13 protein-coding genes are annotated in these 12,791 nt (G+C 39.8%); 4 read left to right on the top strand and 9 right to left on the bottom strand.

The features are described from left to right. Positions 1 to 3 precede the first annotated feature (3 nt). Together EHO58_RS16370 and EHO58_RS16365 are read right to left on the bottom strand one after the other, a co-directional pair. Positions 4 to 402, bottom strand: a complete 399-nt coding sequence (locus EHO58_RS16370; protein WP_135627042.1) for a putative toxin-antitoxin system toxin component, PIN family — start codon at positions 400 to 402, stop codon at positions 4 to 6. Further along, positions 399 to 617, bottom strand: a complete 219-nt coding sequence (locus EHO58_RS16365) for a ribbon-helix-helix domain-containing protein (protein WP_208728840.1) — start codon at positions 615 to 617, stop codon at positions 399 to 401. Before EHO58_RS16365 ends, EHO58_RS16370 begins: the two co-directional genes overlap by 4 nt. A 444-nt stretch (positions 618 to 1,061) precedes the next feature. On the opposite strand from EHO58_RS16365, the gene EHO58_RS16360 reads away from it, so the two are divergent. Continuing rightward, positions 1,062 to 1,367, top strand: a complete 306-nt coding sequence (locus EHO58_RS16360) for a PilZ domain-containing protein (RefSeq protein WP_167483230.1) — start codon at positions 1,062 to 1,064, stop codon at positions 1,365 to 1,367. 72 nt (positions 1,368 to 1,439) lie between these two features. On the opposite strand, the gene EHO58_RS16355 is transcribed toward EHO58_RS16360, so the two are convergent. The 4 genes from EHO58_RS16355 to EHO58_RS16340 form a co-directional block, all read right to left on the bottom strand. Continuing rightward, entirely contained in the window at positions 1,440 to 1,649 is a 210-nt protein-coding gene (locus EHO58_RS16355) for a hypothetical protein (RefSeq protein ID WP_008590531.1), read from the bottom strand. A gap of 168 nt (positions 1,650 to 1,817) precedes the next feature. Further along, positions 1,818 to 2,711: an alpha/beta fold hydrolase gene (locus EHO58_RS16350; RefSeq protein WP_135680641.1), complete on the bottom strand. Its 894-nt coding sequence runs from the start codon at positions 2,709 to 2,711 to the stop codon at positions 1,818 to 1,820. Positions 2,712 to 2,715: 4 nt separating this feature from the next. Further along, positions 2,716 to 3,198 carry a DUF309 domain-containing protein gene (locus EHO58_RS16345; RefSeq protein WP_135680640.1) on the bottom strand — a complete coding sequence of 161 codons (483 nt, stop codon included), beginning with the start codon at positions 3,196 to 3,198 and terminating at the stop codon, positions 2,716 to 2,718. Further along, complete coding sequence (locus EHO58_RS16340) at positions 3,182 to 4,660, bottom strand: aldo/keto reductase (protein WP_135680639.1); 1,479 nt, start codon at positions 4,658 to 4,660, stop codon at positions 3,182 to 3,184. Before EHO58_RS16340 ends, EHO58_RS16345 begins: the two co-directional genes overlap by 17 nt. Before the next feature lie 227 nt (positions 4,661 to 4,887). Between EHO58_RS16340 and EHO58_RS16335 the strand changes: the two genes are divergently transcribed. The 3 genes from EHO58_RS16335 to EHO58_RS16325 are packed head-to-tail and all read left to right on the top strand — an operon-like array spanning position 4,888 to position 8,236. Next, the gene (locus tag EHO58_RS16335) at positions 4,888 to 5,589 is read left to right on the top strand and encodes a succinate dehydrogenase cytochrome b subunit (protein ID WP_135627046.1); all 702 of its coding nucleotides are present in this window, start codon (positions 4,888 to 4,890) and stop codon (positions 5,587 to 5,589) included. After that, positions 5,589 to 7,505: a fumarate reductase/succinate dehydrogenase flavoprotein subunit gene (locus EHO58_RS16330; protein ID WP_135680638.1), complete on the top strand. Its 1,917-nt coding sequence runs from the start codon at positions 5,589 to 5,591 to the stop codon at positions 7,503 to 7,505. Before EHO58_RS16335 ends, EHO58_RS16330 begins: the two co-directional genes overlap by 1 nt. Beyond that, positions 7,505 to 8,236, top strand: coding sequence for a succinate dehydrogenase/fumarate reductase iron-sulfur subunit (locus tag EHO58_RS16325; RefSeq protein ID WP_135627048.1), 732 nt, complete (start codon positions 7,505 to 7,507; stop codon positions 8,234 to 8,236). Before EHO58_RS16330 ends, EHO58_RS16325 begins: the two co-directional genes overlap by 1 nt. A gap of 72 nt (positions 8,237 to 8,308) precedes the next feature. Here the strand turns inward: EHO58_RS16325 and EHO58_RS16320 are convergent, their stop codons facing one another. The 3 genes from EHO58_RS16320 to lepA all read right to left on the bottom strand — a co-directional run bounded on the left by EHO58_RS16320 (position 8,309) and on the right by lepA (position 12,790). After that, the gene (locus EHO58_RS16320) at positions 8,309 to 9,889 is read right to left on the bottom strand and encodes a S41 family peptidase (RefSeq protein ID WP_135680637.1); all 1,581 of its coding nucleotides are present in this window, start codon (positions 9,887 to 9,889) and stop codon (positions 8,309 to 8,311) included. Positions 9,890 to 10,007: 118 nt separating this feature from the next. After that, positions 10,008 to 10,925, bottom strand: coding sequence for a PALP domain-containing protein (locus EHO58_RS16315; RefSeq protein ID WP_135680636.1), 918 nt, complete (start codon positions 10,923 to 10,925; stop codon positions 10,008 to 10,010). Between the two features lie 59 nt (positions 10,926 to 10,984). Beyond that, positions 10,985 to 12,790, bottom strand: coding sequence for a translation elongation factor 4 (lepA, locus tag EHO58_RS16310; protein WP_135627051.1), 1,806 nt, complete (start codon positions 12,788 to 12,790; stop codon positions 10,985 to 10,987). Position 12,791: the final 1 nt, after the last annotated feature.

Here is a 12,791-nt window from a genome sequence, read left to right as displayed (position 1 = left end):
CATTCAGACCAAAAACTTCAGTTTGTATTGTCTTGGAGAAATGATTTCGATTTTCTGAAAATGTTTTAATTTCAGAAGATCGGAATCCCCGCTTAAGATCCAATCTGCCTTAGAAAATTCGGCAATATGCAGAATATTATCATCGTCCGGATCAGAACAAATATTCGGAGGAAGACCATGCGGCTGATAAACCTTTGTCCCTCCCCTAAGATGATTTAAAACTTCCTGGATTTCGATTTCTTTGATCTTAAATTTGCGAGAGCATACTTCTCTGAATTCTGCAAGGATCCATTCGGACAATATAATCTCGTGATTCAACCAAACATGGTCGAACACTTCTGCAGTATAACCTTGGAATAAATAACTAGAAAGAAGTACGTTCGTATCTAGAACGATTTTCAAGAGATATCATTATAGATATCTTCCTCGCTGAGATATCCCGCTTTTTCAGCGTATTTTTTTAGGTTCTTACGAAACCGTTTTGCTTCGGTTAAGAAGAAGTATTGTTTCAGTGCCTTTTGGACCACTTCACTTTTGGAAACTTTTTGACTACGTGCGCTTTTGAGTAACATAGATTCCAATTCCTCATCTAAACTAACCGAGACCACTTTTCTCATCTCAGACCCCTGTATTACAAAGTATGACAGGAAAAGAGCAAGAAGATAAAGAAGAAAAGGGAGGAAAAGTGATTCCGGAATAAAAAATTTCCAATTCGCTTAATAAATTAGCAATAAAGAAGAATGTTATGAATCCTCACAAAAATCTGCCATGTAGTAACTACGACTAAATACCAAGATTAGAAGGTCCAATCAACTGCAGATCCAGCTACTTCTCCGCTAAATCTCAGCTCTTGTTCGTTATATTAGAAAGTGACTTAATATTTTAGTGCAATGCACGATTTTCTCTTTGTCCGGGGCTGAATATAGGATTACTGGTATAGAATTTGCTTTAAATAGGTAAAGCGCCCCGTGCATCGATTTTTTCAGGATCGTAAAACGATCTTAATCGGAACGTAAGCGACTTAATCTATTCTCTTTCCAAAAATTAGGAGGAAAACCGCCATGAAATACAATAGAATCCCCTCCACTCTCAATGTAGGCTTTCAGGTTTTAGAAAGTTCTAAACTGAGGATTGCAGAAAATGTGCTCGTAGGAATCGTACATAGAACGGAAATCCCTTTGGAGCCTGGGACAAACCTGGCTCTGCAAGTAGGAACGATAAGTGTTTCCGGTTCCATCGATATACCTATGAAGGTGATCAAGTGTGATCGTGTTTCCGATGCGGAATATGATGTATTCTTGAATTATACCGAAAAGGATTTCGATAAGATCAAGGAGATCGAAGAATTGATCCAGACCTTAGCTTAAGGTCTTATTAAACAAACACCGGGTGGAAACCCGGTGTCGTTTTGGTCATATTAAAGGGATTCGTCTCTTTGGTTAGGCGACGAATAGATCCGCTTTTTGGATCATGGTGAGAGAAATTTTACTAGGATTCGCTTTTTGCGGGAAATACACGATCTCTTCGCCTACAAGTCTTCTGTTTTTATCCAATTCGATGATAGATCCGTCTTTTAAATGAAGAATGATGTCTATCCCTCGGTAGTTTACGTATCTTTCCATTTGCTCTTTAAATTTGCTGCTTACCATGTTCGCCCCTAACTACAAAACGTTGGAGGAAAACTATTCCGGTACTATAAAAGTACAAGTGTTTTTTGTAAAAACTCAGTAAAATTTTTTATGTCTCAGAAATTTTCGTACTAAACATGTGTGAGTAAAAAATACGTTATCCGACACCGTAATATATTTAAAATTCGTTTACTTTAAATTTGTTACGTAGAATTCCTCGAGTATGTTTTCGAGAATATCCGGACGATCATGATGCATATTATGACCTGCATCTTCTATTTCAATATATTTTAAATTTCTAATATGAGAGAATACTTCTTTGCTATCATCGAGTGCAAGATGAGTTTTTTGTCCGTAAACGACGAGAACATTACAAGAGATAGTTTCCCAAAGATGTCTGGTAAATTGAGGACTTAAAAATACGGGAGGCCCGTTTTTATAAGAAGGATCGCTCTTCCACATATAACCGCCTTCTTCTGCAGGTCTCGTTAATGTTTCGGTGATCTTTAAAAGTCTTTCTTTAGGAAGTCTTGGATATATGGGTGCGAGTCTTGCAGCTGCATCTTCTACTGACTTGAAATTTTTTTGACGTTTTCTATCTTTTCCTGCGAGACTTAGTTCCCAATTTTCCAACCAGCCAAGGAATCTTCTTCTTTCCTTTTCAGGATCTTGGAGAGAACTAAATCCTTCCAATGATACTAGGCTTTCGACTCTTTCCGGATAGAGACCTGCAATCCTAGAACCAAGCCCTCCTCCCATTGAATGTCCAAGTATATGAAATTTTTCAGGAAGAAATTTTTGGATGAATGTTTTTGTATCCACCAAAGGGAGCATAAAATGGTAGAAACCTTCTCTTAACCATTCTGAATCCCCATGTCCCCTATAATCGAAACGATAAAGATCGAAATGTTTGGATAAATATTCTTCCTGGAACAAAAAGGTTTGGGAAGAATCCATAAATCCATGAAGTAGAAGTAAAGCTCTACCCTTTCCATTATCTCTTTTTGTATAATGGAGTTTATATCCGCCGGATTCGAAAAATCCGTTTTCTTGGTTTTTGTTTTGAGGATCCGAAACTTCCATAGGGTCACGATGCTGGGAAAACGGAACTTGAAAACAATTCCTTAACGTTTTCCGACATTTCAGGTAGAGAAAGTTCTTTAATTCGTTCGAGGTCCCAACTTTCTTCACTTTCAAAATTACTTAAAAGTTTATTTAAATATTGGATGATAAGCGTGTTTTCCTCCGCTCCTAAAGGAGAGAGTTCTCCTGTTTCAGCAAGTTTTAGGAACTTCTCCCTGGACTTCTCCGCTTGCATTTTAGATCCGCGTATATTCGGTTTTACAAAAACCTTATTCAAGGAAATAGCAAGTTGGATCCATCCGTGTAGTAAAAACCTTCTTCCACCTGCCTCCTTTTTCCATTGAAATTCAAATACTTCATGTAATTCGAAGTATCTTCCTTTCAGGTATAACTTTCTTCCTTCTTCCCATGCGTAGTCGAAGCTCGCGTCTGCGTCTCCTTGTTTCACTTTTTCTAATATGGAAAGTATTTCAGGATCGAATTCCATTTTCTCCCCATCCTGATCTTTGAATTTCAGGCAGTTGTTTTTTGAAAATTGGAAGAATGTCTCGGACATACTTTCTTTTTCTCATTCCGAGAAGGACTACCCCTTTTTCCAGAAGAGAAGCTAAATGGAATACCATGAGAGAAGATAAACTTTCCGGAGCGTCTCCATTTGGATGGTATCTGAAGACCAGGCTTTCATATAGTCCGGATAAATTTTCAGAAGAGCGGATCCGTATTTGTTCTTCCAATAATGGAAGTGCAGTGTTCAAAACTCGCAAGTATTCTTCAGCGGATTCTTTACCTTTTTCTGAATATACTTCGTCGATGATCCCTCGCAAACTTGGGATCCAGGATTTTTGTAGAAGGACCTGGAATTGTTCTTCGGAGCGGACCTTCTCCCCGTATGTTTGCCAAAGTTTCGAAAGTGAATTCCGATTCGGATCGGGAGACAGAGGTTCCAGGAGTGAGGATTCGAGTTCTAGGATCTGTAGTATCTTCGACTGCTCCGGGGCCTGGCTCTGAGGAGTGTAAGAAAGTCGGACCATTCCCTTTCCAGCTTGGAAGGAATTGAGTGGCCGGTTAATCAGGGGAAGAAGGTCGAAGTTACTACAGATTTCAAGAAGAGTCTTACCTTGGGACCGATTTCGAAGGAATCCGTCTTCATACCAATTCGCAGGGAACTGAACGACTGCGAATCCGTTTTCTTTTCCTGCAATTTTCTCTGCGATTTGTAGGCACTTCGACAAAGAAGTATGAGTATATTCCTCTTCAGGCAAAGGAAATGTATTACTGGAAATTCCATAAAACTGGATTTTTCCATCTTTCCTTGCCTTCTCTAAGAATTGAAATGCATCTTTGATCCTGCGGTAGTATTCCGCTTGGGCTTCTTCTTTTGGAACTCCATTCTTTTCGGAATAACTTAGGAAATATTCAGGATTATGTAATAAGAACGCGTCAATCGTAGAAAGTCCTAGGCGTTTTCTGGACCTTTCCAATTGGTCTTCTAAAAATTCAGGAGAGATACAATGATAGCAGCCGGGTTGGTAATATGTGATTTCTGGAAATTGGTCCTTCTCCTTTTCTTTGGACTCGACCAACTTCATATTCCGTCCTTGGATATATCCTGCTTTGGTGACTAAAAAAATTTCCTTTCGGTGCAGTTGTCTTTTTTTGAAATTTTCATCCAGTACCTTGCCGACTAAACTTTCCGCTTCCCCATCTCCATAATTGGCAGAAACATCGATAACGTTCACTCCGGAATGTAGAGCGAATTGAAGAGCTTCCTTATGTTCCTGATCTTCCAGTCCGATCCTGTATCCACCGAACGCGATTCGGGAAAGCCTGATTTCTCGAAATAGAAAATAGCCGGATCCTTCTCCCTTTTTTCCTACGGAGAATTTTTCCTTTTTTCCCTCGTGAAGGGGCTCTCTATACAAAGTCTGAAATGGATCTGTAGAAATCATTTGCCGTTTTTTGAATTTTCGCGTCGCACTATCGGACTAAATGAGACCAAGTCTAAATATTCCCCAGCAAATGTCCATTTTTTGTCTTTTAGTTTAAAAGTGCTTTTCGTCTGGACCTGATTTTTTATCCTACTTTGTAGAGGGATTCTAAATTCGATCTTTCGTTTTTGCTCCCTTCTTCAAACAAATCGATGACTTCTTCCCATGATCCTCACAGGAGATTTTGAATGGATTTTCAAGCTGGATATCTAAGGTCGTCCATCGGTAGAAAGACTATCGTTGCGATTACCGGAATCATTCTCTTCGGCTTTGTGTTTGTACACATGCTGGGGAACCTCCAGATCTTCCAAGAACCGGATAAGATTAACACTTACGCTGAGTTCCTACACAATTTAGGCGGACTCTTATGGTTAGCCCGCGGAATTCTTTTAGTAGCGTTCGTATTACACGTTTACTACGCCCTCAAATTGTCTCTTGAAAACAAGAAGGCAAGACCGGTCGGTTATGTAAAAGAAAGTACGATCCAGGCTACTTTGTCTTCCCGCTATATGGCTTTGACAGGTTCCGTATTATTAGCTTTCGTAATATACCATTTGCTTCATTTTACTATTGGTAAGATCCAGCCTGAAAACTTCGCTCTCCAAGAAACCATTGGAGATAAACAAAGACATGATGTTTACTCTATGGTGATCTTAGGATTTAAGAATGTTTACGTTTCTATTTCCTACATCGTAGCGATGACCTTGCTTGCGTTTCACCTTCGTCATGGAGTTACGAGTGTTTTCCAATCTTTAGGATTTAATACTACTTTCTGGGCGCCTAAGACGAACGCATTTGCAATCCTCTACGCCTTGACCATCTTCATCGGCAATGTTTCCATGCCGGTTGCCATTCTTCTCAACTTCGTGAAAGTTCCAGGAGCGCAATAATGAGTTTAGATTCCAAAATCCCATCGGGTCCCTTGGAAAAAAAATGGGACGATTATAAATCCCATATCAAATTAGTTAACCCGGCTAACAAAAGAAAATATACAGTTATCGTAATCGGAACTGGACTCGCAGGTGGTTCCGCTTCTGCTACACTAGCGGAATTAGGATATAATGTTAAAACATTCTGCTTCCAAGACAGCCCACGTAGAGCTCACTCTATCGCTGCTCAAGGTGGTATCAACGCAGCGAAGAACTACCAAAACGACGGTGACTCAGTTTATCGTTTGTTTTATGACACCATCAAAGGTGGGGACTTTAGAGCGAGAGAAGCTAACGTATATCGTTTAGCTCAAGTTTCTACGAACATTATTGACCAATGTGTGGCTCAAGGTGTTCCATTCGCGAGAGAATATGGCGGACATTTGGATAATAGATCCTTTGGTGGAGCCCAAGTTTCCCGTACTTTCTATGCGAAAGGTCAAACTGGACAACAGCTTCTATTAGGAGCTTATTCCGCACTTTCCAGACAGATCGGTTTAGGAAATGTGAAGATGTATCCTAGAACTGAGATGTTGGATGTGGTTGTAATCGATGGCCATGCAAAAGGTGTTGTGATCCGCGATTTAGTAACCGGCCAAGTAACAGTTCATTCTGCAGACGCGGTAGTTCTTGCATCCGGTGGATATGGTAACGTATTCTACCTTTCTACAAACGCAAAAGGGTCCAACGTAACGGCTACATTTAGAGCTTACAAAAAAGGCGCCTTCTTCGCGAACCCTTGTTACACTCAGATCCACCCTACTTGTATCCCGGTTTCCGGCGACCATCAGTCCAAATTAACTTTGATGTCTGAGTCTCTTAGAAACGACGGACGTATCTGGGTTCCTAAAAAACAAGGGGATACTCGTAACCCTGCGGATATCCCTGAGAGCGAAAGAGATTATTACTTAGAAAGAAAGTATCCAAGTTACGGAAACCTTTGTCCTCGCGATATCGCATCCCGTTCTGCGAAAGAAGTTTGTGATGCAGGATTCGGTGTAGGACCAGGCGGCCAAGGTGTGTATCTAGACTTCTCCTCAGCAATCAATCGTTTGGGAGAACATACAATCGCGGAAAGATACGGTAACCTCTTCCAGATGTATGAGCAGATCACTGGAGAAAATCCTTATAAAGTTCCAATGAGAATTTACCCTGCAGTTCACTATACAATGGGCGGACTCTGGGTAGATTATAACCTAATGAGTAATCTTCCAGGCTTATTCGTGATTGGCGAAGCAAACTTCTCTGACCACGGAGCAAACAGATTGGGAGCTTCTGCACTGATGCAAGGTCTTGCTGATGGATATTTCGTTCTTCCTTACACTATCGGAAATTATCTGGCAGAAGTAGGATTCGGAAAAACTCCTTCTACAGATCATGCCGAATTCAAAAAGGCAGAAACTGACGCAAACACTCAACTCAATAAATTCCTAAACATTAAAGGAAAGAGAACTGTTGATTCTTTCCATAAAGAACTCGGAAAGATCATGTGGAATAATTGCGGAATGGCAAGGACAGACAAGAGCCTAAAAGAAGCTCTCGTGAAAATTCCTGAGATCAGAGAAGAATTCTGGAAAAATGTAAACGTCCCAGGTTCAGGTTCTGATCTAAATCAATCCTTGGAAAAAGCAGGAAGAGTTGCGGACTTCTTAGAGTTCGGAGAACTTCTCTGCTTAGATGCTCTTACAAGAGAAGAATCTTGTGGAGGCCATTTCCGTACTGAACACCAGATGGATGACGGAGAAGCAAAACGTGACGACGATAAATTCTGTCATGCAACTGCTTGGGAATGGAAAGGTGTAGGCGCAAAACCTACGGAGCACAGAGAAAAACTGGAATTCGAGAATATCAAACTCGCTACGAGGAGCTACAAATAATGGACCTCAAACTAAAAGTCTGGAGACAGAAAAACGCAAAAGAGAAAGGCAAAATCGTAAACTACGATGCCAAAGGAATTTCTCCCGATATGTCTTTCTTAGAAATGATAGACGTAGTTAACGAGGACCTGATCGTAAAAGGAGATGATCCGATTGCGTTCGAGCACGATTGTAGAGAAGGTATTTGCGGTTCTTGTAATATTATGATCAATGGAGAGGCTCATGGGCCTCTTCCTGGTGTGACCACCTGCCAACTTCATATGAGAAGTTTTAAAGATGGGGACACTATTTACTTAGAGCCATGGAGAGCGAAAGCATTCCCAGTTATAAAAGACTTGGTAGTGGATCGTAGTGGTTTTGATAGGATCATCCAATCAGGAGGATTCGTAAGTATCAATACCGGAGGAGCTCCTGACGCAAACGCATTACCTATTCCTAAAAAGGATGCCGACGTTGCAATGGACGCGGCAACCTGTATCGGTTGTGGTGCTTGTGTAGCTTCTTGTAAAAATGCTTCCGCTATGTTATTCGTTTCTGCGAAAGTTTCCCATCTTGCATTACTCCCTCAGGGGCAAGTGGAGAAAAAAGAACGTGTGAAAAACATGGTAAACGCAATGGACAAAGAAGGTTTCGGAAATTGTACAAACCAGTACGAGTGCGAAGCAGCTTGTCCTAAAGATATCAAACGGGATTTCATCCGAGTTCTTAACAAAGAATTTATCCTTTCTTAAGAATCAAGATTTACTGATTGAGCAAAGGCCTTCGAAAGAGGGCCTTTTTTGTTTTGAAAACGAATTAAGAGATCACTTAGCTTCCGTCTCGAGCAATAAATATTCAACAGCAGCAATCATTTTGTTCAAAAGGATCTCGGAATGATTTTTTCCTGAAGAAACGGATTTTGAAATATTCTCCGCTTTTAATAACATTTCTTTCGAATACGAGTTTAACAATCGAAATGTGATAGGACTCAGATCAGCTCCAGGATTTAAAACATTTCCCTTTTTTCTTTTACGAAAAGGAAATTTCCCATTCTCTGCTTCCGAAACCAGGATATCCGGCTGGATGCCACGCCCTTCAAGCGACTCTCCAGTTGGCAACGAGAACTGCCCAGCCCAAACTTTTAAATAATATTTTTCATTCATCGCATTCGCTGGATGCATACTTAACTTATGGATTGCTGCGGAACCATAACTAGGTTCTCCGATTAGTACCGCTCGATAATTGGCACGTAACGCACCCGCTACCAACTCCGCACCTACAGCTGTCCTATAATTAATGAGTACAAATAAGGGAATATCGGTAATCTGACTCGGACTAGCATAAACAGTGTCGGGACTACGGTTTTTTTCCCTTCTATCCGTTACGATCCCGGATTTCAAAAAAAGATCAGCGACCGAAATACATAAATTTAGAAACCCACCCTGATTTTGTCGTAAATCGAGAACAATACCTTGGATTTTATTTCCCTTAACCTTGGATTCCTCTATTATCTTTTTGAATTCTTCTGTAACAAGCGCGTCCAATGGTCTTTTATCTTCCGAAACATTATTAAAAGATAAAATTCGTATATATGCGATTTGGGATTTTTTTCCGAATACCTTACTCTGTAAATTTTGCGAGAGAACAGGCTCTGGTTCCGTACTAATAGTAATCGTTTTTTCTGAATTCAACCCAGATCTTATAAAGCTGAGTTTTAATTTTGTTTTCTCTTTTCCTTCCAAAAGACTTTCAACAAATTCAGGGTTTTTACCAGTTACTCGGATCTCGTTTACGCTTAAAATTTGATCATCGATTGTTAATCCTGCTTTTTCGCTAGGAGAATTTTCATCGATCTTTTCTATAAATATCCTTCCTAAGGAATCGGAACCTAATTTAACGCCGACACCGAAAGCCGACTGCTGCATTTGATCTGAAAAAATCTTTGAATCCGGATCGTAAGAAGCAAATAGACCATTCACAGCTAACAAAGTGACATTTCTATAATTCTCAGGTTTATTCTTTTCCAGCACCATCTTGAATATATTAGAAAAATCTTCCTTAGAAAAAGGGATATCTGCCCATTGGGTCCCGAAAGGTGTTTCATCCGGTTCATTCGATTTTATATAAGTACTAGGTATTGAATCTAAGATCTTGTAAGATTGTTCTGCGGGCAGTAAAAACTTAGGAGGTTCTAAAGAAGCTAATATTTTTTGAGAGGCCTTGATATACCCCAATCTTTCATCAAATTTTTTGGGATCAAAGCTCAATCGATTCGCCTCTTTTATAGAGACATCGATGAATTTTAATTCTTCGGCAAATTTGTCTTCTGTTACCGGATTAGATAACAAACCGGAACTTATAAAGTAGAAAGAAAAGATCGATAGGGTTAAAAGTCTGTATTTCATAAACAAAGCCAATATAGTTAAAGTAGTTTCGGGAAAACTAAAAGGGAGAAAAATTTAATAAAGCCTTTTTTCGAGCAAGTCTTAAGGCCAAAATAAAATATCAGAGAATAGGAACACCTTATATCCCCGTAAAAGATTGGAGATTTCCTCCTTGGTGTATATACAGGATCTTTCCTTTCAAAATTTCTTTTTGGATCAATTCCTCCAAGATCCGAATAGACTTCGCAGAATATACGGGTTCGAAATAAATTCCCGATCTTTTAAAATAGTTTTTACTTAATTCTTCCCAGAACCGGTCCATCTCTCCGAACTTATAGGAATTTTTCGGATCAATCTCCCTTGCATCGAAAATATTCTTCCAGGAAAGCTCAAATGGAAAAGATAAGTTCTGGATCCTTTCTTCCAACCAGGATCTTAACTTTGGTAATTTTAAACCCAAACTTAATCCATATACGGGAGGCAAAATAGAAGAATGTTTTAATGCGGATAACCAGGTAAGCCCAGTGCCTAAATCTAAAAAAATAGAATCGAATTCTGAATAAGAAGTTTCCTTCCAAAGCAAATCCAAGCCGAAAAAAGATTCAGAACAAAAAAGATATTCCGGAAGATAAAAAGTTCCCTTCTCTTTAGTAGATTCAAATAAAACATATTCATCAAAGGAAATTTCAGGATTGTTTAATAACATTACCGGTTTTAAGGTCCCCGAGATACTTTCTCTTTTTTTAAGCCAATTTACTCTGGTTTCCAAAATTTCAGATTCGGAGAATCGTCTGACTAAAATAGAAGCAGGGCTTTTTAGATTTATATCTCTGGAATATCCGAAAACTTTTGTAGGTATTTTAGCCCATTGAAAGAATAGGCAACCGGCCAGCACAGCGTTAGAATGCAAATTCCCTTGCAGAACGATTTTTCGGATATTTTCTCTTCCGACCTTCTCGACTAAAGAATTATAAATCCCCCAGAGTTTTCGGATCTTAGTTCCTTGGGAAAAGAAGATCCGATCCTCTCGTTTGATATAAAGATCTGAATTTCCCATCTTTCCGAAATATTGGATGGGTATTTGGAATGGGAGAATCCTAGGATCCTCCATAAAAATTAATCCCCGGTCTTTAAGACTGCAAGGAAAGCTTCTTGAGGGATTTCCACGTTTCCGATCTGTTTCATCCTCTTCTTCCCTTCTTTCTGCTTCTCTAAAAGTTTTTTCTTACGTGTGATATCTCCGCCGTAACATTTAGCTGTTACGTTTTTACGAAGAGCAGAAATACTTTCTCTGGCGAGGATTTTTCCCCCCACTGCAGCTTGGATCGGGATCATAAATTGGTGGCGTGGAATGATCTCTTTCAATTTTTCTATGATCTCTCTTCCACGAGATTCCGCTTTGGAAGAATGAACAATCATAGAAAGAGCATCCACAGATTCTCCGTTTACCAGAATGTCCATTTTAACAAGTCTGGATGCCTTATATCCGCAAGGCTCATAATCCAAAGAAGCGTATCCTCTGGTTAGAGATTTTAGTTTATCATAAAATTCGAAAATTAGCTCGGCGAGAGGGATCTCATAAGTCAACTGCACCTTATCTTGAGAAAGATACACTGTATCCAACTGAACTCCCCTTTTATCAATCGCCAAGGACATGATATTTCCTACGTATTCATTCGGAGTGATGATGGAAGCTTTTACATAAGGTTCTTCCGTAGCTTCTATAAAAACAGGATCCGGAAACTTAGAAGGGTTATCTATATCGAATACTTCTCCGTTTTTCATTCGGATCGTATATTTTACGGAGGGTGCGGTTGTGATCAGGTCAAGATTGAATTCTCTTTCTAATCTTTCCTGTACGATCTCCATATGGAGAAGTCCTAGATACCCTACCCTGAATCCGAATCCTAACGCAGCAGAACTTTCTTTTTCATATACGAGAGCTGCATCGTTCAGTTTCATTTTTTCGATCGCATCCACTAGTTCTTCGAATTGTTCTCCCATAATAGGAAATAATCCGGCAAACACCATAGGTTTTGCGTCTTTATAACCAGGAACTGCTTCTGCACTCGGATTAGAGAATAATGTAACCGTATCCCCGGTTCTTGCATCAGAAACTTTTTTGATACCTGCAATAATATATCCCACTTCTCCTGCTGTAAGAGAGTCTGTAGGAGTTAAACCAATTCCTTTGATACCAACTTCGTTGACTGTAAAATCCTTTTGGCTACTCATCAAAAGAATTCGGTCCCCTTTTTTTACGGTACCATTGAATACTCTGATCTTGATCACAACACCCATATAAGGATCGAAATAAGAATCATAGATAAGTGCTTTAAGAGGAGCTTTCGGATCTCCTTTAGGAGCAGGAATTTGTTTTGTGATTTCTTCCAGAACAGCTTGGACATTCAGTCCTGTTTTTGCGGAAATCGCCACTGCATTCTCCGCATCCAAACCTAAACTATCTTCGATTTGAAGTTTGGTCTTCTCTACGTCTGCTGCGGGAAGATCCACTTTATTCATGACCGGAATGATTGCTAAGTCTTGCTCCATTGCAAGATATAGGTTCGCCAAGGTTTGAGCCTCTACTCCTTGGCTAGCATCTACAATAAGAAGCACACCTTCGCAGGCTTTTAAGGATCTGGATACTTCGTACGTAAAATCCACGTGGCCGGGAGTATCGATCAGGTTCATTGTATAAGTATTACCGTCAGCAGCGGTATAATTGAATGTGGCGTTGTTCGCCTTGATCGTGATCCCTCTCTCCCTCTCTATATCCATAGAGTCCAGGATCTGATCTTTTTTTGTCCGATCATCAGTGATTCTGCCTATTTCCAAAAGTCTGTCAGCTAGAGTAGACTTACCGTGGTCAATATGGGCGATAATTGAGAAATTGCGGATGAATTGTTGGCGATCGGACATT

Origin of the sequence: Leptospira selangorensis (assembly GCF_004769405.1) — a bacterium.
GTDB lineage: Bacteria > Spirochaetota > Leptospiria > Leptospirales > Leptospiraceae > Leptospira_B > Leptospira_B selangorensis.
This window is presented reverse-complemented; position numbering and strand designations above follow the sequence as displayed.